Below are 22,759 nucleotides of genomic sequence, written 5' to 3'. Positions count from 1 at the left end.
CCGCTTCACCGACACCGACCGGTCCGCCGGTGGCGGTGTAGCCGTAGTAGCAGTGGGTGGTCATCACGACCACCGCAACCAGGATCACCTCCGCGAATGACCAGCCCACGTCGTTGAGGCGCAGGAACGTGTGGAAGTAGTGGTTGTAGGTGCCGATTGACTGCCCGTAGAGCAAAACCGTGGTGACCTGCTGGGACAGGAAAGCCATGGTCATCGCCAGCCCGTAGAGCGGGATGATGACGATCAGGCCCGCCACTACGCGGGTGGAGGCCAGATAGGCGACCGACCGGATGCTCATCACCTCCAGGGCGTCGATCTCCTCGCTGATGCGCATGGCGCCCAGTTCGGCGGTGGCGCCGGCGCCGACCGTGGCGGCCAGCGCCTGGCCTGCGGCGACCGGCGCGACAAATCGCACATTGACCAGTGCGGCCAAAAAGCCGGTGAAGGCCTCGACACCGATATTGCCCAGCGTCGCGTAGCCCTGGATGGCGACCAGTGAGCCCGCGGACAGGGTGATGAAGCCGACGATGGCCGCGGTGCCACCGACCACGGCCATCGCGCCGGTGCCCATCCCCATCTGGGCAACCATGCGCAGCAGCTCTCTGCGGTAGCGATGCATAGCGAAGGGGATCTGCCCGACCGCGGCCATCGCGAACCAGACCATCTGCCCGATCTCGAGCAGTGGCCGAGACGGGACATCCCCGTATCGAACGACCAGAGCGGACGTCCGCGGGAACCGGACGCGTAGTGCTGCAACCGTGGCCATCTCAGCGGCCTGTCCCGAACCGGACGCCGATGGTCGTCAGTGCCGCGTTGACCGCGAAAAGCGCGATGAAGCACAGCACCACCGTCTCGTTGACGGCAGTGCCCAGGCCCTTGGATCCGCCGCGCACGATCAGCCCGCGATAACACCCGACAAGCCCGGCGATCAGCCCGAACGTCGCGGCCTTGACAAACGCGATCACCACCTCGGGGAGACCGGTGAGCGCCGTCAAGGTGGAGAGGTAGGCACCGCTCGAGACGTTCTGCAGGTAGACGCTGAACAGGTAGCCGCCGCCCAGGCCGACGGCGACCACGAGGCCGTTGAGCAACACCGCGACGATTGTCGAGGCGACGACGCGGGGGACCACCAGCCGGTGGATCGGGTCGATGCCGAGCACCTCGAGGGCATCGATCTCCTCGCGGATCGTGCGCGCGCCGAGGTCGGCGCAGATCGCGGTGCCGCCCGCGCCGGCGACGACCAGGACCGTCACGATCGGGCCGAGCTGGGTGACCGCGCCGATCGCGGCACCGGCGCCGGAGACGTCGGCGGCGCCGATCTCGGCGAGCAGAAGGTTGAGCGTGAAGATGAGCAGCACGGTTTCCGGGATGGACACCGCGATGGTGGGCAGCAGCGATACCCGCATGAGAAACCAGCCATTCCAGATGAACTCGCGCCACTCGAACGGCTGCCGCAGGGCTTTTCCGGTCAGCACGCACATGCGGAAGAACCCGCCGGCCACTTCCGTGCCCGGGCGAATCCTGCTGCCCACCCTGCTGGCGACCGAGTGCGACGTGGTCACCGGCGCCGCCCCAGATGTGACCGGGCAACAAGTCGCGACATCCGAACTGCGTCAAGCGATCGACACATGGTGGTCGGCCGGGGATGGTGACGGCGATTCGCAGGCCGGATCGTCGAGCTGCTGACCGGCGAAAAGCGGTTCACTGCAAAATATTTCGAACGGAATCGGTTGGACGAGCAATTCTGACAGCGCTGCCGTAAGTCTTGGTGCAACGCCGTTCGGTGCCATTCTCGGCACGGCTCGTCACTTGATTCCGGACGCCAGTCTTCCAGGTGATCCTCCCGATCGACACTCTGAGACCCCACCCTTCGGCTCCATGCCACCCTCGGTTGCGCCACGCACCACTATGGCACTAGACCGTACGGTCGGTCAATAGTTTCGGTGGCCGGCGAAGGCCGCGCTAGGGAAACATCCGTCACGCCATCGCTCGCTGCTTGGATTATCTCGGGTTTTAACAGGCTATTTGAGCGTTTACCTGGGAACTGGCGCTCATTCCCTGCGGCAGTGGCCCAAATGGGTTCTAGGTATGAAACCGACCGGCCGTACAGTAGTGGTCTTCGTGGATCGAGCGATCGACAATCGCCGGCGAAGGCCGGCTGGGCACATCAAGCGTGAAGGGGTGCACCAATCCCCGCGCCGCGCAGGGTATTCGCGGTTATACGGTCAGTCCGTCGGACCTTTGACCGAGGCAAGGCATTCGCGCACGACCGTGATGACGTCCGCGGACGGATTCGCCCACTTGCTGAGCCCCAGGCGGTCGAGTAGGAGACCGCCGAGGAACACATCGACAAAAGCGGCCCCGACGTGTTCGGGTGTCTGAGAATCTGCGGGATCGAACCACACCCACATCCATTGCAGCGACCCCCAAAGCTGCAGGGCCGCCAGTTCGACGTCGACGCTTCGGAATACACCGCTCTCTATTCCGCTACGGATCTCGTCAATCGCCAGGGTCTGCAACCGACGGCGCAACTTGCGAGCGTGCCGCATCGCCGGGTCATCGGACAGCTGAACGACCTCGCGCTGGCTTGCCACCGTCGCGTCGCGGGCGACCACTTGTAGCAGTGCGGAGGCGTAAATGATTGCGGCGATGCGCTCTTGGGGTGTGGCAAGTCGAGCCCATGCCATCTGTAGCGCGTCGAGTTGGTGGGCTAGGTGCGTTTCTTCAAGCTCGCGCAACATCTGCGCTTTGGTTCCGAAGTGGTAAACGATGGTCCCCTTCGACATGCCAAGCTCGTCGGCGATGTCGCCCATATTCGTTCTGTCGTAGCCGCGTTCGGCGACATAGCGCACAAACGCGTCGAAGATCTCGCCACGCCTACCAGGTCGGGGCATCGTCCACCCTTCGGCTCAAACTAACCGTACGAACGGTCCATCATAAGCGTCTGGATGTCAAGCTGCGCCACCGGACGCAGACATGCTTCGGCGCGGCCGGCAGCCGTCGCGCCGGTTGGCGCCGCTGGCGATCAGGTTGACAAGTCCTGCAACCTGTTATGAGAAATGGCCCGGCAGAGACCTGCTCCGAGCTCGGTCTGTCGGTTCGGCGGGCTTACAGTGCCCTGGGGCCATCGAACCTATCCGGCGCGGTTACTACATACGTGTTGGCTTTTGCGGCCGGTTTGATCTCACCGGTGGTGTACACAGTCATCAGCTCTCTGCCGTCGCTGTCGACGACACACACATAGGTGTCCGTCTCTGCGTCGTAGTCGAATCTATCCCAGGCCAATAGGAATGCTAAGCAGTTGCCGTCGCGGTCGGCGACGACGAGCTTGTGCACTCCGGACTCCCTCAATAGCTCGGCATCTTGTGCGCGCTGCTGAGGGACCTGGCTGGTGTGGAGAGTGGCGTGTGACATCTGTGTACTCCCTTGGCGCGGGTGTCTCCTTCTAGCCTAGGCTCAACTGCTCAACTAATCCGAGGCTTGCGGGAAACGTTTCTCCCCGGAATACGACGCCGACCAGGGCACTACGGCCCCTCTCGAGGGGCCGTAAGTCGCTTACCCGCAGAGACCCCGATTCGAGGGCATGTCGGGCGGCCACGGTGACGCGTCTCCGCAGGACCCCGGCTTCACTTTGTCGCAACCAGGGTCCGCTATCTTCGGCGGGACTTTCGCGCCAGGGAGGGTGGGGATGACGCAGGAAACCGAGTCAGACGTCAATGGGTCCGCGGCCGCGGTGGACCTGGACACCGTGGCGGCCGCGAAGGAGACGCTCGAGGACTACACCCTGCGGTTCGCGCCACGCAGTTATCGGCGGTGGTCGACGGCGGTAGTTGGCATCTCGGCTCTCGGCGGCATCGCGTACTTGGCCGACTTTGCGATCGGCGCCAACGTCGGCATCTCATACGGCACCGGCAACGCGTTGTGCGGCATTGGGATTTTCGCCGTGGTGATCTTCGCGACCGGATTGCCGCTGGCCTATTACGCGGCGCGCTACAACCTCGACCTGGACCTGATCACTCGGGGCAGCGGTTTCGGCTACTACGGCTCGGTGGTCACCAACGTGATCTTCGCGACCTTCACCTTCATCTTCTTCGCGCTCGAGGGTTCCATCATGGCGCAGGGCCTCAAGCTGGGTTTGCATATCCCGCTCTGGGTCGGCTATGCCTGTTCGACGCTTATCATCTTTCCGTTGGTCATCTACGGCATGAAAGTCCTTTCACAGCTCCAACTTTGGACCACGCCGCTGTGGTTGATCCTGATGGTGGTTCCGTTCGTCTACCTCGTGGTGCGCCATCCGGACTCAATTCACCAGTTCTTCGGTTACGGCGGCCGCGGCGGTGACGGCGCGGTCAACGTCGGCTCGAGTCTGTTGGCGGCGGGGGTGTGCCTCTCCCTGATCGCCCAGATCGCCGAGCAGATCGACTACCTGCGTTTCATGCCGCCACGGACCCCGGCGAATTCGCGCAGCTGGTGGACCTGGATGTTGCTCGCGGGCCCCGGCTGGGTCGTGTTCGGAGCGATCAAACAAATCATCGGCCTGTTCCTGGCGATCTATCTGATCTCCCGTGTTGCGGGGTCCACGTCGGTGGCCAACCAGCCGGTGCATCAATTCCTGTTGATCTACCGCAACTTCATGCCGGGCTGGCTCGCCCTGACGCTTGCGGTGGTCCTGGTGGTGCTCAGTCAGATCAAGATCAATGTGACGAACGCATACTCGGGCTCGCTGGCGTGGACCAACTCGTTCACCCGCGTCACCAAGCATTACCCCGGGCGCGTGGTCTTCCTGGCCGTCAACCTCGTCATCGCGCTCATCATGATGGAAGCCGACATGTTCGCAGTGCTGAACACGATCTTGGGGTTCTACGCGAACTGCGGTATGGCGTGGGTGTTGGCCGTGGCGTCGGACATCGTCTTCAACAAGTACCTGCTCAAGTTGTCACCGAAGGCGCCGGAGTTCCGCCGCGGCATGCTGTACGCCATCAACCCCGTGGGCTTCGGGTCGATGCTGTTGGCCGCGGGACTGTCGATCATCGCCTTCTTCGGTGGCCTCGGCCCGGCGCTGCGGCCGTACTCGCCGTTGGTGGCGATCGTCATCGCGTTGGTCATGCCGCCGATCCTGGCGATCGCGACGAAGGGCAAGTACTACCTGCGCCGCACCCACGACGGCATCGACTTGCCCATGTACGACGAATACGGCAACCCGTCGGCCGTGCAATTGAAATGCCATGTCTGCCATCACGTTTACGAGCGTCCGGACGTAGTGTCGTGCGAGACGCACGACGCGCATGTCTGCTCGCTGTGCTTGTCCACCGACAAACTGGCCGACCACGTGCTGCCGGCCGCCGCTAAGCGCTCGGGCGCCGCTGCGGCCTCCGGCCGATAACGCGGGACGGGGTTCTGGGGCGCGCCGCTACCAACACCACCCCGGCGGCGAACAAGGCGGCGGTCGGCCACGAGTAACGCCCGTCCGGCGCGAAGCCGCCCTGCGCCAATAAGTGCAATCCAACGGCGGCCAGGAGGGCGCCGATCAGCATGGTCGCCTCGGCCAAGCGATCGGGGAGCGGGAGGCCGAAGGTGGGCAGCGGAACCGCGAAGAACCGCCGCTGCCACCAGAGCAGCAGCAACTCGACCGCTGTCACCACGCTGAGGATCGTGATCCACTCCAGCCGGACCAGCCACCACGCCACCGAACCCTCGTGGGGTTGCGGTATCAACCCGGCCGGATAAGCGACGATCGCGACGATGACGACCGGAATCATGTGCCACAGGTAGAGGGCCATCACGTTGGCATTGGCGGTGGACAGCACGCGCTGCACCGGGCGGTGATGCAGGACCCGGTCGAGTGTCGCCGCGAGCGCCATGGCCAGCCCCGCTTGCGTGCAGGCGAACGCCATCATCGCCACCGTCGGGGGTGAGGTGTTCTCGATCGCCTCGCCCGGAACGCCGATCATGCTGACCGGATACGGTCCCACCCGGATAAGCAGCGCCAGAATGACGGCCGAAGCGGCGGCCAGTAGCACCGGTCTGCGGCCGGCCAACAGCCCACCGTGCCAAGCGATCCCAAGCTGGTAGAGCAGGCCCCAGCACAGTAGGTAGTTCAGCGAGCCGACATAGGGGACATGGCCCGCCAGCGAGACGGCATCGACCAACACGACGCCCGCGGCCAGGACCGCCGGCGCCTTGAGGCCCCAACGCCGATGCGCGGCAACGGCAATCGGTGTCAGAGACACCACCAGCACGTAAACGGCGAGAAACCACAGGTGCATGGCAACGGCCCAACCCGCGTATTCCATCACCGTGCCCGGCACGTGCCGAGCCTGCAGTACCACCACGACCACCGACACCAGCGCGACATAGACCGCCGTAGGTCCCAGTACCCGAGCCAGTCGGTGCCGAATCCAGTCCTGGCGCGAGAAACTGTCGGCGTCGCGGCGGCGCGACCATGACACCGCACCGGCGTAACCGGCGACGAAGAAGAACACCGGCACCGCCTGGAAGATCCAGGTCAGCCATTGCGTCCACGGCATGTCGAGCAGCGGGTTCTCGCGACCGAATTGCCCGTCGTGGTAGGTCACCGAACCGGCAAGCCAGTGGCCCAGCACGATGAGAACCACACCCGACGCGCGGTAGCAGTCCACCGCCAGATTGCGGGCCGGTCGCGCGGTTTCTACGTCGTCCATCGGATCGCGGCAAAATCGATGCGGTGCACTCGCGCAACGGTACCCGCCCCATGGCGTGAAGTCCCCGCGCGCACAATGACTCCATGAAGCAAGCTCGGCTCGCCAATCTGGAGGTCGGCCGCCTGGGCCTGGGCGCGATGGGCATGTCCGTGGCCTACGCGGGCGCCGGCAGCGACGACGCGGAGTCGATCCGCACCGTTCATCGCGCCATCGACCTGGGCGTCACGCTGATCGACACCGCCGAGGTGTACGGCCCGTACGTCAACGAAGAACTGCTCGCGCGTGCCCTGCAGGGCCGGCGCGATCAGGTCGTGCTGGCCACCAAGTTCGGCCTCATATCCCACACCGGGCGCAGCGGCCCGGACAGTAGCCCGGCCAACATCCGCATCGCGGTGGACGGTTCGCTGCAAAGGCTGGGCACCGACCACATCGATCTCTTCTATCAGCACCGCCTCGACCGCGAGACTCCGATCGAAGACACGGTCGGTGCCCTGGCGGAGTTGGTCGATGCCGGAAAGATCGGGCACATCGGCCTCTCGGAGGTCGGCGTGAACACGATCCGGCGCGCTCACGCGGTGCATCCCATCACCGCCGTGCAATCGGAGTATTCGCTTTGGACCCGCGACCAGGAAGAGGCGATATTACCGCTGCTGCGCGAACTGGGGATCGGGTTCGTCGCCTACTCACCGTTGGGCCGCGGCTTCCTCACCGGTGCCATTCGGTCCACCGAGGGGCTGCCCGACGGCGACTACCGCAAGACCAATCCGCGGTTCTTCGACGAGAACTTCCAGCACAACCTGAAGAGCGCGGACGAACTGCGGAGCATCAGCGCCGACGTCGGCGCCACTCCCGCTCAGGTTGCCCTTGCCTGGCTGTTGGCGAAAGGCCCCGACATCGTCCCGATTCCGGGAACGAAGCGCGTGTCGCGACTCGAGGAGAACCTCGGTGCAGACGCGGTCGAACTGACGCCCGACCAGCTGTCCCGGCTCGACCGACTCACCCCGGCCCAGGGTGGTCACCACGCCGAAGCGCAGATGGGATGGATCGACCGCTGACGGGCGCGGGCGTGCGAGTCATGTTGTGGCGCAGCAACTCCCGGAACTAGTCCGCGGTGGCGAGCGCCGCCGTGCCGTAGTGCTTTTCAATCAGCGTCCACGGGTCGGCGTACGGGCCGCGTCCCTCGAGCCGGCGCTGCACCATCAGGACCGCACGCAAGACCGGGCGCAAGATCGGGCTCAGCAGTCGCACCACGGTCCGCGTGCGGCCCTGTGTCTCGGCGATCCATTCCAGGGTTTGGGACCAGTCGTGCTCCTGAAAGTCGAGCAACGCCTGCGCTTCGGTGGTGTCGTACCAGCCGGTGAAGCTCCAGCCGCGGTCGTCGGCAGGATCGCCGGGCAGGCTGGCCGACGGCCCGAGCCCACCCAGGCCGACGGCTTCCATCAGGCCGTCCTCGAGCTCGCGCTGCGTGAGCACGTACGACTCGTTGCCGCCGATCAGTATCACCTTGCCCGCGATGGTCGCTTCCCGATCGACACCGTTGGCGAAAGCCAGCGCCACGTCTCGGGCATCCACCGCGTGCATGCGGTTGTCGCCTGGCATCGACCGCATCAGGAGCAGGGAGTCGCCGTTGACCGTCGTGTGCGTGTCCGGCGAGATGACCCCGCCCAGGCGAAAGAGCGCGTACGGCAGGCCGCTGGCGCGGATCGCCGCCTCGGCGAGCACTTTGTCCTGACCGTATTGATCGATCGGGTTCACCGGCGTGTCCGGGGTGATCCGCTCCGGCTGGCGGTAGGGGTTGCGCGATCCGTACACCGCGGCGCTGGAGGCCATCAGGAAGAGGGGCGGGCGGGGGAGTGCGGCGCAGGCGGCCAAGAGATTCTCGGTGCCACCGACGTTCACCTTGCGGGCCAGCGCCGGCCTGCGATACGAGAGCGGGGACACGATCGCGGCGAGGTGAACGACCGCCTCGGGCCGATGGGACACGACGAGATCACGCACCGCCTCTGCGTCCAGCAGGTCGGTGTAGGCCGGAATCAGCGTGCCGGGGTACCTGCCGGCGGCCAGCTCGCGCTCGACGGCGACGGTGTTGTCGTTGCGCAGGTCCATCGCGACGACGGTGCGTCCCCGCTCGAGCAGGATCCGCGTGCAACGCTTGCCGACTTGTCCGAACGCACCGGTGACCAAAACGGTAGAGGCGGTCATGGCGTTATCACTGTCCCATCAGTCGGTCGGCGGCTCTGCCGATCGCGCGGCGGATTCGGTCGGAGACGTAGAGCGAAAACACGGGGGTGACGATATCCTCTCGCAGCCGAGTCAGCTTGGAGCTCTTGATGAACCACTGTCCGCCGATCTTCTCGTAGGTCTCGTGGTAGTGCCCGTAGCCAAACAACGTCACCCCGGGTCCGAACCGGACGACGTCCTGCAGGGCCCACACTCCACGCGCGGTCGTCGCCGACGTGAGTGCGATTTCGGGGGCATGCACCTGGTGCGCGGTGGCCTGCGCCGGCCGCCCGAGCGCCTTGCGTGTGAACGCCACGAATTCGTCCGCGCCCTCGACCACCTTGCCGCCGGCTTCGGCCGTGTCGCTGACGAAGTCGTCGGTGAAGACGGTGCGCCAAGCCGCCCAGTCCTTGGTGTCGAGGTTCCGGCAATAGCGGGCCTTGAGCTGCTTGATGGATTCGATGGCCAGCAGGGTGGCGGTGTCCGCCTCGGCCACCACGTCCTCCGCGCGCTCGGTCATTGCGGCTCGATTCTGTCCCTCTGTGTCCCGGCGTGACGTTTCACTGGCGAAGTGTAAACCTCTCAACCTTTGAAGTAGACGACCTGATGGGTGGTGGCCAGCAGGGCGCCGTCTCGCGTCCACACCTGTGCGCTCTGGTCGAAGTACCCGCGGGTGAAGCGGTTGGCGTGCGCGGTGCACAGGACGAAGTCACTTCCAGAGCGGGCGAGTTGGTGCTGATCGGCGTGGAAGTACGTCGTCAGCGAGATCGTCCCCGACGGGACGAAGCCGCCGCGCCGCAGGAACACCCGCGGGTAGAAGATGTCGCACAGCGCGGCCAGTGCCGGATAGTCGACGGGGCGCCGCGCGGCGTCGCGCACCCACACGGTGGTCGTCGACGAGGGGCTCGGCTGCCCGCCTTTGCCGGGCATGGGGCCTTCGGCGAACCGCATGTCATAGAGGCTCGTCCAGCGAACGAGGCCCGGATCGGTGGCGGGCAGCCGCTCAGGGTCGGGCGCGCTCGGTGGGCGGCTTTCGGTGTCGGCCCAACTGTCGCGGCGGATAGCGAACAACGCGGTCGCCGTGGTCTTGACGTCACCGTCTTGGCTGAGTTCGGCGATCCAGTGCTGGTTGGAGCGATTGGTGCGCGCGGTCCGCAGCGAGACGTCGAAGTCGCCGTCGGCGATGGGGGCGGCGTAATTGACGGTGAGCGCCAGCGGCTCGCCGATGCGATCGGGGTTTGACTCGATGGCGTGCAGAATCACGGCGGCGGAGATCCCGCCAAAGGGGCCGACCATGTTGGCCCATTCCGGATGGGTGCGCCCGCGCCTGGTGTGGGTGTCGACGGTCTCCAGCCGGACGGCATCGTCGAAGGGATGGGTATCGGTCATGCTGAGTACTGCAGACTACGGGCCTCCGCCCCCGGCGTCGGGCACGGGGCGGTCGAGCGACAACATCGGAAGGGCGAGCCACAATGGCCAACTCCCAGGACAAATCTCCCGCAGAGCTGATCGACGCCAGGATCAAGGAACTAGGGGATTGGCGCGGCGAGATGCTGGCCCGCATCAGGCAACTCATCAAGGACGCCGACCCAGACGTGGTCGAGGAGTGGAAGTGGCGGGGTGTTCCGGTCTGGTATCACGACGGAATGATCTGTACGGGCGAGACCTACAAGAAGGTCGTGAAGATGACCTTCGCCAAGGGCGCCTCGCTCAAGGATCCCTCGGGTCTGTTCAACTCCAGTCTCGACGGCAACACCCGGCGGGCGATTGACTTCACTGAGGGCGACACCGTCGATGAAGAGGCATTGAAGGCGCTGATTCGCTCCGCGGTGGAGCTGAACCGGTCGTAGGGCGCAAACCTGTACAGCCGCGGAAGCGGTGCTGTACAGTCGCCCAGCACAAGGTCGAGGCTCGAGTGGGAGGCCATCCGGTGACGTCCGAGTCGGTCGAAGACTTTCGGCGCCGGGCCAAGGCCTGGCTGGCCGACAACCTCCCGCGGCTGGATTCCGGCGACGCGATGGTCCTGCAGCGCGACGAACTGTCCTCCTGGCAGCGCGCCCGCGAACTGCAGAAGAAGCTGTACGACGGGGGATTCGCCGGCATCTGCTTCCCGCGCGAGTACGGCGGGCTCGGCCTGGGCTACGAGTACAAGAAGGCGTTCGACGCCGAGGCCCTCGCCTACGAGACGCCGCTCATGCTCAACGTTCCGTCCTTCGCCATCTGCTGCGCGACGATCCTCGACACGGGCAGCGAGGAGCAGAAGCGCACGCACATCGCGGCTGCGCTGCGCGGCGACGAAGTGCTGGTGCAGCTGCTGTCGGAACCCAGCGGGGGATCGGACCTTGCGGGCGTCCTCACTCGCGCCGAACGCCGGGATGGGCGATGGATCCTCAACGGCGCTAAGACGTGGAGCACGTGGGCGTTCGCCGCCGACTACGGCCTGTGCCTGGCCCGCACCGACTGGAGCGTCCCCAAGCACGAAGGCCTGACGATGTTTCTGGTGCCGCTTCGGCACCCCGGGGTCACGATCAACCGCATCAAGCAGGTTAACGGCTCCGTCGAGTTCTGCGAGGAATTCTTCGACGACGTCGACGTCGGCGACGACGCCGTAGTGGGGGAGCCGGGGAAGGGATGGGAGGTGGCCTCGCGCCAGCTGTACCACGAACGTCGGAGCATGGGCGACGGTTCGGAGTACACCAGCGGGCCGGGAATAGCTGAAGCTGAGGACATTTCGGTGGACCTGCTGTCCCTGGTGGACAAGACGAGCCAATTCGGCAGCGAACGAGTTCGCGAGATGGTGGGTAGGGCCCTGGTCCATCGCGCCGTGCACCGACACCTCAGCGAGCATGTCTTCCACGCCGTGACGAAGGGATCCCTGCCACCCGCCGCGGGATCGATCATCCGGCTGTCCATGGCCGAAGTGCACGACGTCGAAAACGACACCGCATTGGCTGTCGCCGGCCCGGCGGCCGTGGTCGACGACGAGGCGGGGCTGCTCGACATCGGCACCCGCTACCTGGGCCGTCAGATCGCCAGCATCGGCGGCGGGACCACGGAGATGGCGCGCAACGTGATCGGCGAGCGGGTGCTGAACTTCCCGCGCGAGTACGCCGCCGACCGCGGCGTGCCGTTCAACCAGGTGCGGCACGGAAAAGCCTGAAGGAGGCCGGAATTGGGCGATCGACTTCGTGACATCCGGGAGTTGGCGGGAGACTCGGACGCCTACCGCGACGAGCTGTACCGGCGCTGGACCGGCCTGCTCAGCTACCGCTACATCGGTCGCAAGCACTCCTCGATGGACCTTGGGGAGGTCGACAACACCGTCATTATCCGCCGCGACATGCGCAACGAGGCCGGGGGAATCATGGTGGCGCCGTTGGCCATTTCCTCCCCGGAGGGATGCCAGACCGACATGGTCGCGGTGCCCAACCCGGTCATCGCGTCGGTGCAGATCGTCGACCCCGGCTACGACGTCAGCCGGGTCGAGATCGTCGAGTCAGGCATCGTGCACCAGGGCCGCACCATGGGCTATGGGCGATGCAAGATCGTCGACGCCGACAACCCGGATCGGGTGATCGCCTTCAACGAGGGGCAGGGGGCGATCATCGGCATCCCGCCGGAAGGTCTGGACAGGATGGATGTTTCGGGTACGGAGCTGGTGGTCGAGGATTCGCCGGACCTGCCGCCGCTGTGGCAGGCGTTCGGCGCGAGCAGGCGCGGTGACGGCCACTGGGTGCTGCCCGAGCTCAGTACCGAACTGGCTTCCCCGGACGCCGCGCTGCACATCGGCCCGCAGCACGTCGTCCTCGAAACCGCGGCGATGGATCTTGCCGCCGGCGTCGCCGGAACGCGAAGGCTCCAGGTGGTCAGCTGGCACGTCATGTTCATGTCGCGCGGCAAGGTGGGTCCGTTCCGCGTCGAGGGCACCGCGCACGCGGGCGGGCCGGGACGCGTCGGCGTGCGGATGCTGCTGCACGACGAGGGCAACGCGGATAAGGCCGTCACCTCCGCCACTGCGGTCTTCGACGTCGTGGAGTAATTCCGGCTCTGGCCATACACCACCTGCGGTACGTATGGTGCTTAGCACTACGGACACGACAGGAGAATGGCAGTGGCAGAACGGTTAGCCGGGAAGGTCGCGCTCATCAGCGGGGGTGCGCGGGGAATGGGCGCCTCGCACGTGCGGACGCTGGTGTCCGAGGGGGCCAAGGTGGTCTTCGGTGACATCCTCGATGAGGAGGGCAAGGCCGTCGCCGCCGAGGTCGGTGACCCGGCCCGCTACCTGCACCTCGACGTGACGAAGCCCGAGGATTGGGACGCCGCGGTAGCCACCGCCCTCAGCGAGTTCGGCGGCATCGACATCCTCGTCAACAACGCGGGCATCATCAACATCGGCACCTTCGAGGACTACGCGCTCTCGGAGTGGCAGCGCATCCTCGACATCAACCTGACAGGCGTGTTCCTGGGCATCCGCGCCGTAGTGAAGCCGATGAAAGAAGCCGGACGGGGATCGATCATCAACATCTCCTCTATCGAGGGGATCGCCGGCACCATCGCCTGCCACGGGTACACCGCCACCAAATTCGCCGTCCGGGGGCTGACCAAGTCGGCGGCTTTGGAGTTGGGGCCCAGCGGAATTCGGGTGAACTCGATCCACCCCGGGCTCATCAAAACCCCGATGACCGAGTGGGTCCCCGAAGACATCTTCCAGACCGCGCTGGGCCGCATTGCCCAGCCCAAGGAAGTCTCCAACCTCGTCGTCTACCTGGCCAGCGACGAATCGAGCTATTCGACCGGCTCGGAGTTCGTCGTCGACGGCGGCACCACCGCCGGCCTGGGCCACAAGGACTTCTCCGCGGTCGACACCGCCGGGCAGCCGGACTGGGTTACCTAGCCGGAGCGAGGGATTCGGTCTCCTCGGGCGCCTTCTCGTCACTCGGCTTGGGCCATGGCGACGGAACCGGGCGTTGCCGCACACGTTGGGGCCACCAGAACCATTTGCCCAGCAGCGCGGCGATTGACGGCGTCATCAACGACCGGACGATCAGGGTGTCGAACAACAGACCCAGTCCGATGGTGGTACCGACCTGACCGATGACCGTCAGCTCGCTGACCGCCATCGTCATCATCGTGAAGGCGAACACCAGGCCCGCCGAGGTGACGACCGAGCCGGTACCGCCCATCGATCGGATGATCCCGGTGTTCAGACCGGCGTGGATCTCCTCCTTGAACCGCGCCACCAACAACAAGTTGTAGTCCGCGCCCACCGCAAGCAGGATGATGACCGACATCGCGAGCACCATCCAGTGCAGCTCGATGCCGATGAGGTGCTGCCAGATCAACACCGACAGGCCGAACGACGCGCCCAACGACAGCAGGACGGTGCCCACGATGACGGCCGACGCCACCACGCCGCGGGTGATGAGCAGCATGATGATGAAAATCAAGCACAGCGAAGAGATCCCGGCGATCAACAAGTCATAGGTGTTGCCGTCACTGAGGTCTTTGTAGATCGACGCCGTGCCCGCCAGATAGATCTTCGAGCCCTCCAGCGGCGTGCCCTTGAGCGCCTCATAGGCGGCCTTCTTGATGGCGCCGATGTGCGAAATGCCTTCGGCGGACATCGGATCGCCGTCATGGCTGATGATGAAGCGCACCGCATGGCCGTCGGGGGAGATGAAGTTCTTCATCCCCTTCTTGAACTCGGCGTTGTTGAAGGTCTCCGGCGGCAAGTAGAACGAGTCGTCGTTCTTGGAGGCATCGAACGCCTTGCCCATCGCATTCGAGTTCTTCTGCGCCTCGTTCTGCTGATCCTGGAGGCCCTTCTGGGTCGCATACATGGTCAGCATCGTCGTTTTCATGGCCTTCATGTTCTCGATCATCGACGGCATCAGCGCCACCATCTGAGGCATCAGTGTGTCGAGATGATCCATGATCGGCAGCAGGCTCTCGATGTCGTCGGTCATGATGTCGATGCCGTCGAGGCCGTCGAAGACGGATCTCAGCGACCAGCACACCGGGATGTCATAGCAGTGCCGTTCCCAATAGAGATAGCTGCGGATGGGCCGGAAGAAGTCCTCGAAATCAGCCATGTGCTGGCGTAATTCGTTGATGTCGATGGTCATGTCGTGCATCTTCTTGACCATCTGGTGCATGTCGTTGGCCATCTGCGCGGTGATGCTCGACATCTTTTCCATGCTGTCGATGGTCGTCTGCATCATGTCGGCCTGATGCAGCATGTCGGCCATCTGGTCTTCCTGATACTTCTGGTTCATCTGCCGGGTGACGCCCTGCATGCTGATCTGGAACGGGATCGAGGTGTGCTCGATCGGCGTGCCCTGGGGCCGCGTGATGGCTTGCACGCGGCCGATTCCCGGCACCCGGAAGACCGTTTTGGCGATCTTGTCGATGACCAAGAAATCCGCGGAGTTGCGCAGATCGTGGTCACTTTCGATCATCAGCACTTCAGGATTCATCCGCGCCTGCGAGAAGTGCCGGTCCGCCGCCGCGTAACCCTCGTTCGCGGGGAGATCGGCGGGCAGGTAGTTGCGGTCGTTGTAGTTGGTGCGGTACCCCGGCAAGGTCAGCAACCCGACGAGGGCGATCCCGATCGTCAGGACCAGGATTGGCCCGGGCCAGCGGACCACGAGCGCGCCGATCTTGCGCCAACCGCGAATCCGTTGAGTGCGCTTGGGTTCGAGCGTCTTGCGGAAACGCGTCGCCACCGAAATCACCGCCGGACCGAGCGTCAACGCGGCCGCCACGACCACAACCATGCCGATGGCCAACGGGATGCCCAGCGTCTGGAAATAGGGAAGGTTGGTGAAGTGCAGGCAGAAGGTCGCGCCGGCGATGGTCAGGCCCGACCCGAGCACCACATGTGCGGTGCCCTTGTACATGGTGTAGTACGCGTCCTCGCGTGATTCACCCACGGCGCGGGCTTCCTGATATCGGCCGATCAAGAAGATCGCATAGTCGGTGGCGGCCGCGATCGCCAACGTGACCAACAGGTTGGTGGCGAACGTCGAAAGCCCAATGATCTTGTAATAGCCCAGGAATGCGACCATCCCGCGGGCGGCCGAGAGTTCGAAGACCACCATCAACAACGTGAGTAGCACGGTGACGACCGACCGGTAGACCAGCAGCAGCATTCCGATGATGACCGTGAACGTTGCCGCGGTGATGAGCTGCAGGCTGCGGTCGCCGGCGGTGTGCTGGTCGGCCGACAGCGCGGCGGGCCCGGTGACGTAGGCCTTCACCCCTTTCGGCGGGGACAAGCTCTTGACGATGTTTTGCACCGACTCGACGGATTCGTTGGCCAGGGCTTCGCCCTGGTTACCGGCCAGATACACCTGGACGTAGGCGGCCTTGCCGTCGTTGCTCTGCGCGCCCGCCCCGGTCAGTGGATCGCTCCACATATCCTGCACGTGCTCAACGTGTTTGGTGTCGGCGTCGAGCTTCTTGACCATCTGGTCGTAGTAGGCGTGGGCGTCGGCGCCGAGGGGATTTTGGCCCTCGAGCACGATCATGACCGAGCTGTTCGACTTGTACTCGTTGAAGATCGCGCCCATCCGCTTGGTCGCGACAACCGACTGCGCATCGTCGGGGGTCATCTCCACCGAGCGCATCTTCCCGACCTCGTCCAACTGGGGGACGACGACGTTGAGCACCGCGATGAGCGCGATCCAGCCGAGGATGATGGGGACGGCGAACGTCCGGATGATCCGCGGAATCTTTTCCCGCACCGGTTCTTGGGCCACGGGGATGGTGTCGGTGCGGGCGTCGTCAACGTGTGCGCTCATGCGGATTTCACCAAGCAGAAGGTCAGGGCGTGCACGCGGTCGGTCATGTTCTCGGCCTTGACTTCGTCGTCGATGGTGATGCGACAACCGAGGGAATCACCGTCGCTTTGCGCCGATAGGTTCGGGAAGACGGAGGGGGCGGTCGTGCTGAGCACTAGCGTCCAGGGCAAGGTCGCATTGTCGACCCGCTTCGGATCAGAGGACAGGTCCAGGTAATTCACGTTGGCGGTGCGGGCCGAGCCGAAGACCTCGTACTTGACGACCTTTGGCTTGAAGGGCTTGGAGTCATCCAGCCGCGGGCTCGTCATGACGCCCGTGTCGTGGGCTCCAAAGAACGACTTGACCCGGGCCACGGCGAAGCCGCCAACCACCAGGACCGCGACGATCAGCAGCGGCAACCACGCGTTGCGTACAACCTTCGATATCTGCACCTGGGAGAGTCCCTCCTCATCATCCGATCATGATGTGGTCAGTTTGTGCGCAACGACTTACGGTGCACCGCAACGGTTTCGACGGTCACCAGGTTCGACGGTCTCAGGGCAACGGCAACCCGAGAACACCGGTCGCCGCCCCCAGTGGCGACGCGCGCCTCGTGACGCGAAGGCGTTCTCGAGTACCGCAAAGAGAGCATAGTACATACTGTGCATATGTTGCACACCATGCAACAATTGCTCTCAGTGTTTCAAATCACTCGTTGAAGATGCTGTTGACCAGCGCGGCGGCACGCTCGACGTGCGGCATCGGCGTGTCGTCGTCACCGCCCTCCTCGCCCTTCGACCAGCGCTCGATGCCCGAGCGCACCGCGGTCAGGGCCAGCGCGGCGATCAACGCGACGATCTCGTCGTCCGGGCGCATGCCCTGGCGGCGGGCGACCACATCGGTCAGGTGATTCTGGAACCGCTCGAGATCGGCGAGGAATGCGGCCAACACTGCCGGCGAGGTCTTAGCGAGTTCCAGCATGTGGGCCGCGTGTTCGCGCCGCGGAGGCACGTCGCGAAGGTGGTGCGCGGCCAGGGCGATCAGTTCGGCCAGGACGACCGAATAGGGGGCCGGGCCTGCAGCGACGAAATCCGCCACTAGTTCGGGGGGGATGTCTGAGGGGCCGTAGGCGATCGCGGACTCTTTGTTGGGGAAGTAGTTGAAGAAGGTGCGGGTCGATATTCCGGCTTCGGCGCAGATCTCGTCGATGGTGACCTTGTCGTATCCGCGTTCCACCGTCAGGCGCACCGCGGCGTCGCGGATGTCCGCGCTGGTTTGGCGGCGTCGGCGCTCACGCAGGCCCATCTGGTTGGTGACCACGGCCTCCATAGTTGCACATTCTGCACACTTTGCAGTCAAAACGGGCGGCGAATTTCGGGTCCCGCGCCCCCGGGCGCGTGGCGGGCGTCGTTCCCTCCTGGGCTGGCCTGACGTGCGGGGCGAACCGTGGGCCCGTCGCCTTCTGTTGAAACACGTTGCCGCACAAGGGGGATATATCAGTCGATGCAGGGGAGCTGTCGACGACCGCGGCTAGGCGCGAGGCGTGACGAGCGCGCCGCGAAGGTGATCGCACTGACTGGCGAAGAAGTTCACCGACACCGGCGCCTTGTCCGCGATCTGGTCGAACGCGTGAAAGGCGCCGGGGGCAATCTCTTCGTGCACGGGAACACCCGCCTCGCGCAGGCGCCGGGCGTATTGCAGGCATTCCGCATAGAAGAGGTCCAATGTCCCGACCCCGATCCACGCCGGCGGCAGGCCGGACAAATCGTCTCGACGAGCCGGGACGGCCTGTCTGGGGTCGGCGCCGTTGAGGTACCAGCGCCACGCCATTTGGTTGTCGGTCGCCGTCCACATGATGCGCCGCTGGCCGGCCTCGTTGACGCCGGTGCGATCATCCAGCATGGGATACACCAGCATCTGGTAGGCGAGTTTGACGTCGTTGCGGTCGTGGGCCCGTTGCGCCAGCGCCGCCGCGAAGTGCCCGCCGGCACTGGCCCCTCCAACAGCGATCCGATCCGGATCCACCCACGGTTGGCGCGCGAGCCACAGCAGCGCCGCGTAGCAGTCTTCAATCGGGATCGGGTAGGGGTGCTCGGGTGCCAAGCGGTGCTCCACGGCCGCGATCGCTACGCCCGTCCGGCGCGACAGCTTGCGCAGGTATTTGTCGTCCTGGGCGGCGTGGCCCATGATGGTGCCGCCGCCATGGACCCAGAGCAGTGCCGGCGCCCGGTGGGGAGCGTTGATCGGGCGATGCAGGCGTACGGTGACGTGCTCGTCGACCGTGGCGACCGGTATGTCCCGCAGCCGCCCCGTGCTACTGAAGAGGTTCATGATCGTCCGCTGGACCTTGAGACCGCGGTGCAAGGCGTATCCGCGAGGCAGGAATCGGGCCACCTTGCGCAGGCCGGGATCCACCACCTGTCGTGAAGTAAAGGTCTTGTCGGGGAGGCTATCTGCCATCGAGACCCTCTATCCCTTGCGCCGGCGAACACGCTGACCATACAGGACCGGGAATCTGTCGCGAGGCGGCTTCAAGCCCTGGCCAGGGCCGCTTCGCGGCGCCCGATTGGTCGGGCCGGGTACAGGGTATCCGCTGTCGTGGCCTCAGCCCTTACCAAAATCATCAGCGTCCTGGATCCGCGCACCGGTGACACCGTCACGCAGGTGCCGATCACCGAGCCTGCCGACTGCGATGAGGCGGTCAGGCGCGCCGCGGCGGCGGCCGGCGGGTGGGCGCGCACGCCGCCGGCTGAACGGGCCGCCGCGATAGCGGCCGCCGCCGATGACGTCCGCGCCGCCGCCGACGAACTCGCCGAACTGAACGAGCGGGAAACCGGCAAGCTGCGCGGCGACGCGCGCGGCGGCGTGGACGCCGGAATCGACACGCTGCTGCAGTACGCCCAGCTTGGGCCGCTCCACCGTGGCCACGCCCTGCAAGGCGGATGGTCCGCAACGGACCTGATGGTTCCCCAACCGCGTGGCGTGGTCGCGGTGATCACGCCGTGGAACGATCCCGTCGCCGTGGCCGCCGGGCTGCTTGGCGCGGCCGTCGTGGCTGGAAACACCGTGGTACACAAGCCCAGCGAGCGCTCACCGCAAACAGGCCGGCGCTTCGCCGAACTGCTGGCTGCCCGGCTGCCCGATGGCGTACTCGAGATTGTGGACGGCGACGGGACCGTCGGGGAACGCTTGGCGGCTGCGGAGTTGGTCGACGTCGTCGCGCACGTGGGCAGCAGTGCGACCGGCCGGGAGATCGCGCGCGCCTGCGCCGAACGGGGCGCCAAGGCGCTGCTGGAGAATGGCGGAAACGACGCGTTGATCGTCGACGCCGACGTGGACCCGGCGTGGGCGGCCGGCCAGGCCGCGCTGGGCGCCTTCGCGAACGCCGGACAGATCTGCGTCTCGGTCGAGCGGGTCTACGTCGTGCAATCGATCGCCGATGCTTTTCTCAACGCACTGATCGACGAGGCGATCTCGTGGGCGGACCGCATCGGGCCGCTGGTCGACGAGCGTCATCGTGAACACGTCCACGCGCATGTCGAAGACGCCACCCGCGCCGGGGCCCACGTCCTGGTCGGTGGCGAGCCGCAGCCCGGGCCAGGCTCGTTCTACCCGCCGACGGTCTTGAGTGACTGCACAGCCGAAATGCTGGTCATGCGCGAAGAAACGTTCGGTCCGATCGCACCGGTGCGGGTGGTGCCGGACTTCGCAGCGGCGCTGGCCGCAGCCGCCAATGATCGCTACGGCCTGGCCGCCACGGTGCTCACCGGGAGCATGGCGCATGCCCAGGAGGCGTGGCGCAGCCTTCCGGTGGGCACGGTGAAGATCAACTCCGTCTTCGGCGGTGCGCCCGGCGGAGCCTCCGAGCCGCGCCGGGTCAGCGGCACGGGCTTCGGCTTCGGGCCCGAACTGCTCGACGAGATGACCGCCATGAAGGTGGTGCACTGGTCGGCGCCCGGGGACTGATCGGGCGCATCCGGTTGCGCGACAACATATTCCGTACCAGTGACGAAAGTATGGGTCGCGGGGCGCGGCACGGGCTATCCGGCGCCGAAGCCCAGGCGACAGACCGTGCATGCTGCGCCGGTTAGCATCGGATGTCCGGATGTCGATGTGGAGGGTGAGGCTTGGCTGCTGCGATACCCGTCATCGCGCTCACTGGTCATCTCGGAGCCGGCAAGACGACGTTGCTCAACCACCTGCTACGCCATCCTGGCACTCGAATCGGTGTGGTGGTCAACGACTTCGGTGATATCAACATCGATGCAGGTCTGGTGGCCGGCCAGGTCGACGAGCCCGCCTCGATCGCCGGAGGATGCATCTGTTGTCTGCCCGACGGTGGTGGGCTCGACGACGCGCTCGTCAAGCTCGCCGACCCGGCTCGGCGCCTCGATGCCATCCTCGTCGAGGCCAGCGGTCTGGCCGACCCGGTAGCAATCGCGCGGCTCATCGGCTTCAGCGAGATCCGCGGGGTCCGAGTGGGCGGGCTTGTCGACGTCGTCGACGCAGTAAACCACTTCAACACCATCGACTGCGGCAGTCTGCCGCCGGTGCGCTACGGTGCGGCGTCGCTGATTGTCGTCAACAAGCTTGACCTCGTGCCGGAGACGGAGCGGTCGGCGGTGGTGCAACGCATCACTCAACGGGCGGCGCAACGTAACCCGCGCATACATGTCGTAGGCACGACGGGTGGCCGAATAGATCCTCAGCTACTCTTCGACGCGTCCGCCACAGCCGGGCCGGTTGGGCAGCTCTCGTTTTTGGATCTGGTCCGCGAGCACGAGCACGACCATGTCCATGCCGATGCCGTCACCGTCAGTCGCACTGGTTGCGTCGACCCTGACGCCCTGCTCGACCTTCTCGAAGACCCACCGGCGCAGGTGTTCAGGCTGAAAGGCGTTGTGGCAGTGCGGCACCGCACGACCATCCACGACTATGTCGTCAACCTGGTGGGTAGCGGAATCCACCTCGGGGAGGCGCCTCGCGGAGCCGCGGCCAATTGTCTGGTGGCGATCGGGATGGATCTCGACATCGACGCCGTCCGGGCCCGACTCGACAGCGCACTACAGCCTATGTCGGGGTGCGCGTCGGCGCAGGCGCTGCGGCGGCTTGCGCGGTACCGGCACGCGAGTGCGTGAGAAACGATCCGGCGGGACACGGGGCCGAGCAATCATTCGATGATGCGCCGTCAATCATCCTGCGCCGCAAAGTGATTCGTCACAGTGACGTATTGTCGGCGATGGGCGGGGAAGACGGAAGGGGATCCGCGGGACGGTTTGGGCGTGCGACGGCCGGACAACCCTGTCGTTCCCTTTGTCGGCCCTCGGTCATCGATCGGGGTCGGCTTTGTAGGCACCGAGTGTGACGAACATCAACCGGCGAGGGTGACGTAGGTCATAGCCCGAGCACGGTCAACCGGGTCATTCTGGCCGTTCGTTTGCGTATCTAATGGCTGGGAGCGCGATGGCCGACCTCGACTTTGCTTATGACCTGACGTTCGACGAGGCGCGTAGGCGCAGCGCAATGTTCGAAGCGATGGGTGACGATTGGGACCCCATTGCCGTGCTTAGCGAGGAACGGCGGGCCTACGAAATGCTGTACTCGAACCTCGACGAGGAGCAGCAACGGGTATACGACGAGTTGGTCCGCGCCGGCGTGCTGCCCGAACGGACGACTGCTCGTGCTACCGATTGATCCGACCGCCGACCGTGCCCGCCGCGCATGGTTGTCTTGCCCGCACTGCGATCACCGCGCGAAATGCGGTGATTGCCGAAGCAGTCGCAATTGCGATACGCACTGGCAATATCTCCTCAGCAACAAGGGCACCCTGGTGCACCTGCAGTGCTCGGACTGCGGCCATCTCTGGTCGACCGACACGCATCGCCGCACACGACCCAAGCGGTGGTGAACTCGCCGGTCAGCGCGATGTCCCAATAGCCCTGCGCCGCACAGTGATTCGTCACAGTGACGTATTGCCGGCGATGGGCGGGGAGGTGGGGATGGGATGGGCCATCGTCGGCGGGCTCAACGAGGTTGGAATCGTTCCTGACGGCTCGCACTGCAGCGCGCGCGCCGGAC

At 65.3% G+C, this 22,759-nt stretch carries 21 protein-coding genes; 9 read left to right on the top strand and 12 right to left on the bottom strand.

What is annotated here, in order from left to right; all coding sequences use genetic code 11:
* The 4 genes from A5697_RS11625 to A5697_RS11610 all read right to left on the bottom strand — a co-directional run.
* Positions 1–766, bottom strand: a 766-nt coding sequence (locus A5697_RS11625) for an ABC transporter permease (protein WP_068010478.1), incomplete at its 3' end; no start/stop codon positions are given.
* A gap of 1 nt (position 767) precedes the next feature.
* Positions 768–1,481: an MlaE family ABC transporter permease gene (locus A5697_RS11620; RefSeq protein ID WP_369806105.1), complete on the bottom strand. Its 714-nt coding sequence runs from the start codon at positions 1,479–1,481 to the stop codon at positions 768–770.
* A 744-nt stretch (positions 1,482–2,225) separates the two neighbouring features.
* Positions 2,226–2,894 carry a TetR/AcrR family transcriptional regulator gene (locus A5697_RS11615; protein ID WP_067945227.1) on the bottom strand — a complete coding sequence of 223 codons (669 nt, stop codon included), beginning with the start codon at positions 2,892–2,894 and terminating at the stop codon, positions 2,226–2,228.
* A 214-nt stretch (positions 2,895–3,108) separates the two neighbouring features.
* The gene (locus A5697_RS11610) at positions 3,109–3,336 is read right to left on the bottom strand and encodes a hypothetical protein (RefSeq protein ID WP_231972048.1); all 228 of its coding nucleotides are present in this window, start codon (positions 3,334–3,336) and stop codon (positions 3,109–3,111) included.
* 352 nt (positions 3,337–3,688) lie between these two features.
* On the opposite strand from A5697_RS11610, the gene A5697_RS11605 reads away from it, so the two are divergent.
* Positions 3,689–5,383 carry a cytosine permease gene (locus tag A5697_RS11605; RefSeq protein ID WP_067945223.1) on the top strand — a complete coding sequence of 565 codons (1,695 nt, stop codon included), beginning with the start codon at positions 3,689–3,691 and terminating at the stop codon, positions 5,381–5,383.
* Here A5697_RS11605 and A5697_RS11600 read toward each other — a convergent pair.
* Positions 5,346–6,680 (bottom strand): acyltransferase, encoded by a 1,335-nt coding sequence (locus A5697_RS11600; RefSeq protein WP_068010476.1) that lies wholly within the window; start codon positions 6,678–6,680, stop codon positions 5,346–5,348. The two genes, A5697_RS11605 and A5697_RS11600, sit on opposite strands and share 38 nt — an antisense overlap.
* A gap of 83 nt (positions 6,681–6,763) precedes the next feature.
* Here A5697_RS11600 and A5697_RS11595 point away from each other — a divergent pair, with 83 nt between their 5' ends.
* Positions 6,764–7,735: an aldo/keto reductase gene (locus A5697_RS11595; protein ID WP_068010474.1), complete on the top strand. Its 972-nt coding sequence runs from the start codon at positions 6,764–6,766 to the stop codon at positions 7,733–7,735.
* 46 nt (positions 7,736–7,781) lie between these two features.
* On the opposite strand, the gene A5697_RS11590 is transcribed toward A5697_RS11595, so the two are convergent.
* From A5697_RS11590 to A5697_RS11580, 3 genes are all read right to left on the bottom strand, one after another.
* On the bottom strand, positions 7,782–8,882 hold the full coding sequence (locus A5697_RS11590; RefSeq protein ID WP_067945217.1) for an NAD(P)-dependent oxidoreductase: 1,101 nt from the start codon (positions 8,880–8,882) through the stop codon (positions 7,782–7,784).
* Between the two features lie 7 nt (positions 8,883–8,889).
* Positions 8,890–9,420, bottom strand: a complete 531-nt coding sequence (locus A5697_RS11585) for a nuclear transport factor 2 family protein (RefSeq protein ID WP_067945216.1) — start codon at positions 9,418–9,420, stop codon at positions 8,890–8,892.
* A gap of 62 nt (positions 9,421–9,482) precedes the next feature.
* Complete coding sequence (locus A5697_RS11580; RefSeq protein ID WP_068010472.1) at positions 9,483–10,289, bottom strand: acyl-CoA thioesterase II; 807 nt, start codon at positions 10,287–10,289, stop codon at positions 9,483–9,485.
* 83 nt (positions 10,290–10,372) lie between these two features.
* On the opposite strand from A5697_RS11580, the gene A5697_RS11575 reads away from it, so the two are divergent.
* From A5697_RS11575 to A5697_RS11560, 4 genes are all read left to right on the top strand, one after another.
* Complete coding sequence (locus tag A5697_RS11575) at positions 10,373–10,750, top strand: DUF1801 domain-containing protein (RefSeq protein WP_067950927.1); 378 nt, start codon at positions 10,373–10,375, stop codon at positions 10,748–10,750.
* A gap of 80 nt (positions 10,751–10,830) precedes the next feature.
* Positions 10,831–12,060, top strand: a complete 1,230-nt coding sequence (locus A5697_RS11570; RefSeq protein WP_068010471.1) for an acyl-CoA dehydrogenase family protein — start codon at positions 10,831–10,833, stop codon at positions 12,058–12,060.
* A 12-nt stretch (positions 12,061–12,072) separates the two neighbouring features.
* Positions 12,073–12,939, top strand: coding sequence for a hypothetical protein (locus tag A5697_RS11565; protein ID WP_068010469.1), 867 nt, complete (start codon positions 12,073–12,075; stop codon positions 12,937–12,939).
* A 72-nt stretch (positions 12,940–13,011) separates the two neighbouring features.
* Positions 13,012–13,794 (top strand): SDR family oxidoreductase, encoded by a 783-nt coding sequence (locus tag A5697_RS11560; protein WP_067950938.1) that lies wholly within the window; start codon positions 13,012–13,014, stop codon positions 13,792–13,794.
* Here the strand turns inward: A5697_RS11560 and A5697_RS11555 are convergent.
* From A5697_RS11555 to A5697_RS11540, 4 genes are all read right to left on the bottom strand, one after another.
* Positions 13,787–16,702, bottom strand: coding sequence for an RND family transporter (locus tag A5697_RS11555; RefSeq protein WP_068010467.1), 2,916 nt, complete (start codon positions 16,700–16,702; stop codon positions 13,787–13,789). The genes A5697_RS11560 and A5697_RS11555 overlap by 8 nt on opposite strands.
* Complete coding sequence (locus tag A5697_RS11550) at positions 16,699–17,133, bottom strand: MmpS family transport accessory protein (RefSeq protein ID WP_067950923.1); 435 nt, start codon at positions 17,131–17,133, stop codon at positions 16,699–16,701. The genes A5697_RS11555 and A5697_RS11550 overlap by 4 nt, the downstream gene beginning before the upstream one ends.
* Before the next feature lie 256 nt (positions 17,134–17,389).
* Positions 17,390–18,010: a TetR/AcrR family transcriptional regulator gene (locus A5697_RS11545; RefSeq protein ID WP_068010465.1), complete on the bottom strand. Its 621-nt coding sequence runs from the start codon at positions 18,008–18,010 to the stop codon at positions 17,390–17,392.
* A 201-nt stretch (positions 18,011–18,211) separates the two neighbouring features.
* Positions 18,212–19,141, bottom strand: a complete 930-nt coding sequence (locus A5697_RS11540; protein ID WP_068010464.1) for an alpha/beta hydrolase — start codon at positions 19,139–19,141, stop codon at positions 18,212–18,214.
* A gap of 162 nt (positions 19,142–19,303) precedes the next feature.
* Here A5697_RS11540 and A5697_RS11535 point away from each other — a divergent pair, with 162 nt between their 5' ends.
* The 3 genes from A5697_RS11535 to A5697_RS11525 all read left to right on the top strand — a co-directional run bounded on the left by A5697_RS11535 (position 19,304) and on the right by A5697_RS11525 (position 22,375).
* Complete coding sequence (locus A5697_RS11535) at positions 19,304–20,647, top strand: aldehyde dehydrogenase (protein ID WP_068010480.1); 1,344 nt, start codon at positions 19,304–19,306, stop codon at positions 20,645–20,647.
* A 161-nt stretch (positions 20,648–20,808) separates the two neighbouring features.
* The gene (locus A5697_RS11530) at positions 20,809–21,819 is read left to right on the top strand and encodes a GTP-binding protein (protein ID WP_068010462.1); all 1,011 of its coding nucleotides are present in this window, start codon (positions 20,809–20,811) and stop codon (positions 21,817–21,819) included.
* Between the two features lie 325 nt (positions 21,820–22,144).
* Entirely contained in the window at positions 22,145–22,375 is a 231-nt protein-coding gene (locus tag A5697_RS11525) for a DUF6400 family protein (RefSeq protein ID WP_231972047.1), read from the top strand.
* Positions 22,376–22,759 lie beyond the last annotated feature (384 nt).

Source organism: Mycobacterium sp. E3251 (assembly GCF_001666835.1).
Classification (GTDB): domain Bacteria; phylum Actinomycetota; class Actinomycetes; order Mycobacteriales; family Mycobacteriaceae; genus Mycobacterium.
Note: the sequence above shows the minus strand (reverse complement) of the source record. Positions and strands in the feature narration are given on the sequence as shown.

Coding starts and splice junctions, on each gene's coding strand:
- A5697_RS11620 (WP_369806105.1), bottom strand. CDS start 1,481: ATGTGCGTGCTGACCGGAAAAGCCCTGCGGCAGCCGTTCGAGTGGCGC.
- A5697_RS11615 (WP_067945227.1), bottom strand. CDS start 2,894: ATGCCCCGACCTGGTAGGCGTGGCGAGATCTTCGACGCGTTTGTGCGC.
- A5697_RS11605 (WP_067945223.1), top strand. CDS start 3,689: ATGACGCAGGAAACCGAGTCAGACGTCAATGGGTCCGCGGCCGCGGTG.
- A5697_RS11600 (WP_068010476.1), bottom strand. CDS start 6,680: ATGGACGACGTAGAAACCGCGCGACCGGCCCGCAATCTGGCGGTGGAC.
- A5697_RS11595 (WP_068010474.1), top strand. CDS start 6,764: ATGAAGCAAGCTCGGCTCGCCAATCTGGAGGTCGGCCGCCTGGGCCTG.
- A5697_RS11590 (WP_067945217.1), bottom strand. CDS start 8,882: ATGACCGCCTCTACCGTTTTGGTCACCGGTGCGTTCGGACAAGTCGGC.
- A5697_RS11585 (WP_067945216.1), bottom strand. CDS start 9,420: ATGACCGAGCGCGCGGAGGACGTGGTGGCCGAGGCGGACACCGCCACC.
- A5697_RS11580 (WP_068010472.1), bottom strand. CDS start 10,289: ATGACCGATACCCATCCCTTCGACGATGCCGTCCGGCTGGAGACCGTC.
- A5697_RS11575 (WP_067950927.1), top strand. CDS start 10,373: ATGGCCAACTCCCAGGACAAATCTCCCGCAGAGCTGATCGACGCCAGG.
- A5697_RS11555 (WP_068010467.1), bottom strand. CDS start 16,702: ATGAGCGCACACGTTGACGACGCCCGCACCGACACCATCCCCGTGGCC.
- A5697_RS11545 (WP_068010465.1), bottom strand. CDS start 18,010: ATGGAGGCCGTGGTCACCAACCAGATGGGCCTGCGTGAGCGCCGACGC.
- A5697_RS11540 (WP_068010464.1), bottom strand. CDS start 19,141: ATGGCAGATAGCCTCCCCGACAAGACCTTTACTTCACGACAGGTGGTG.
- A5697_RS11525 (WP_231972047.1), top strand. CDS start 22,145: ATGGCCGACCTCGACTTTGCTTATGACCTGACGTTCGACGAGGCGCGT.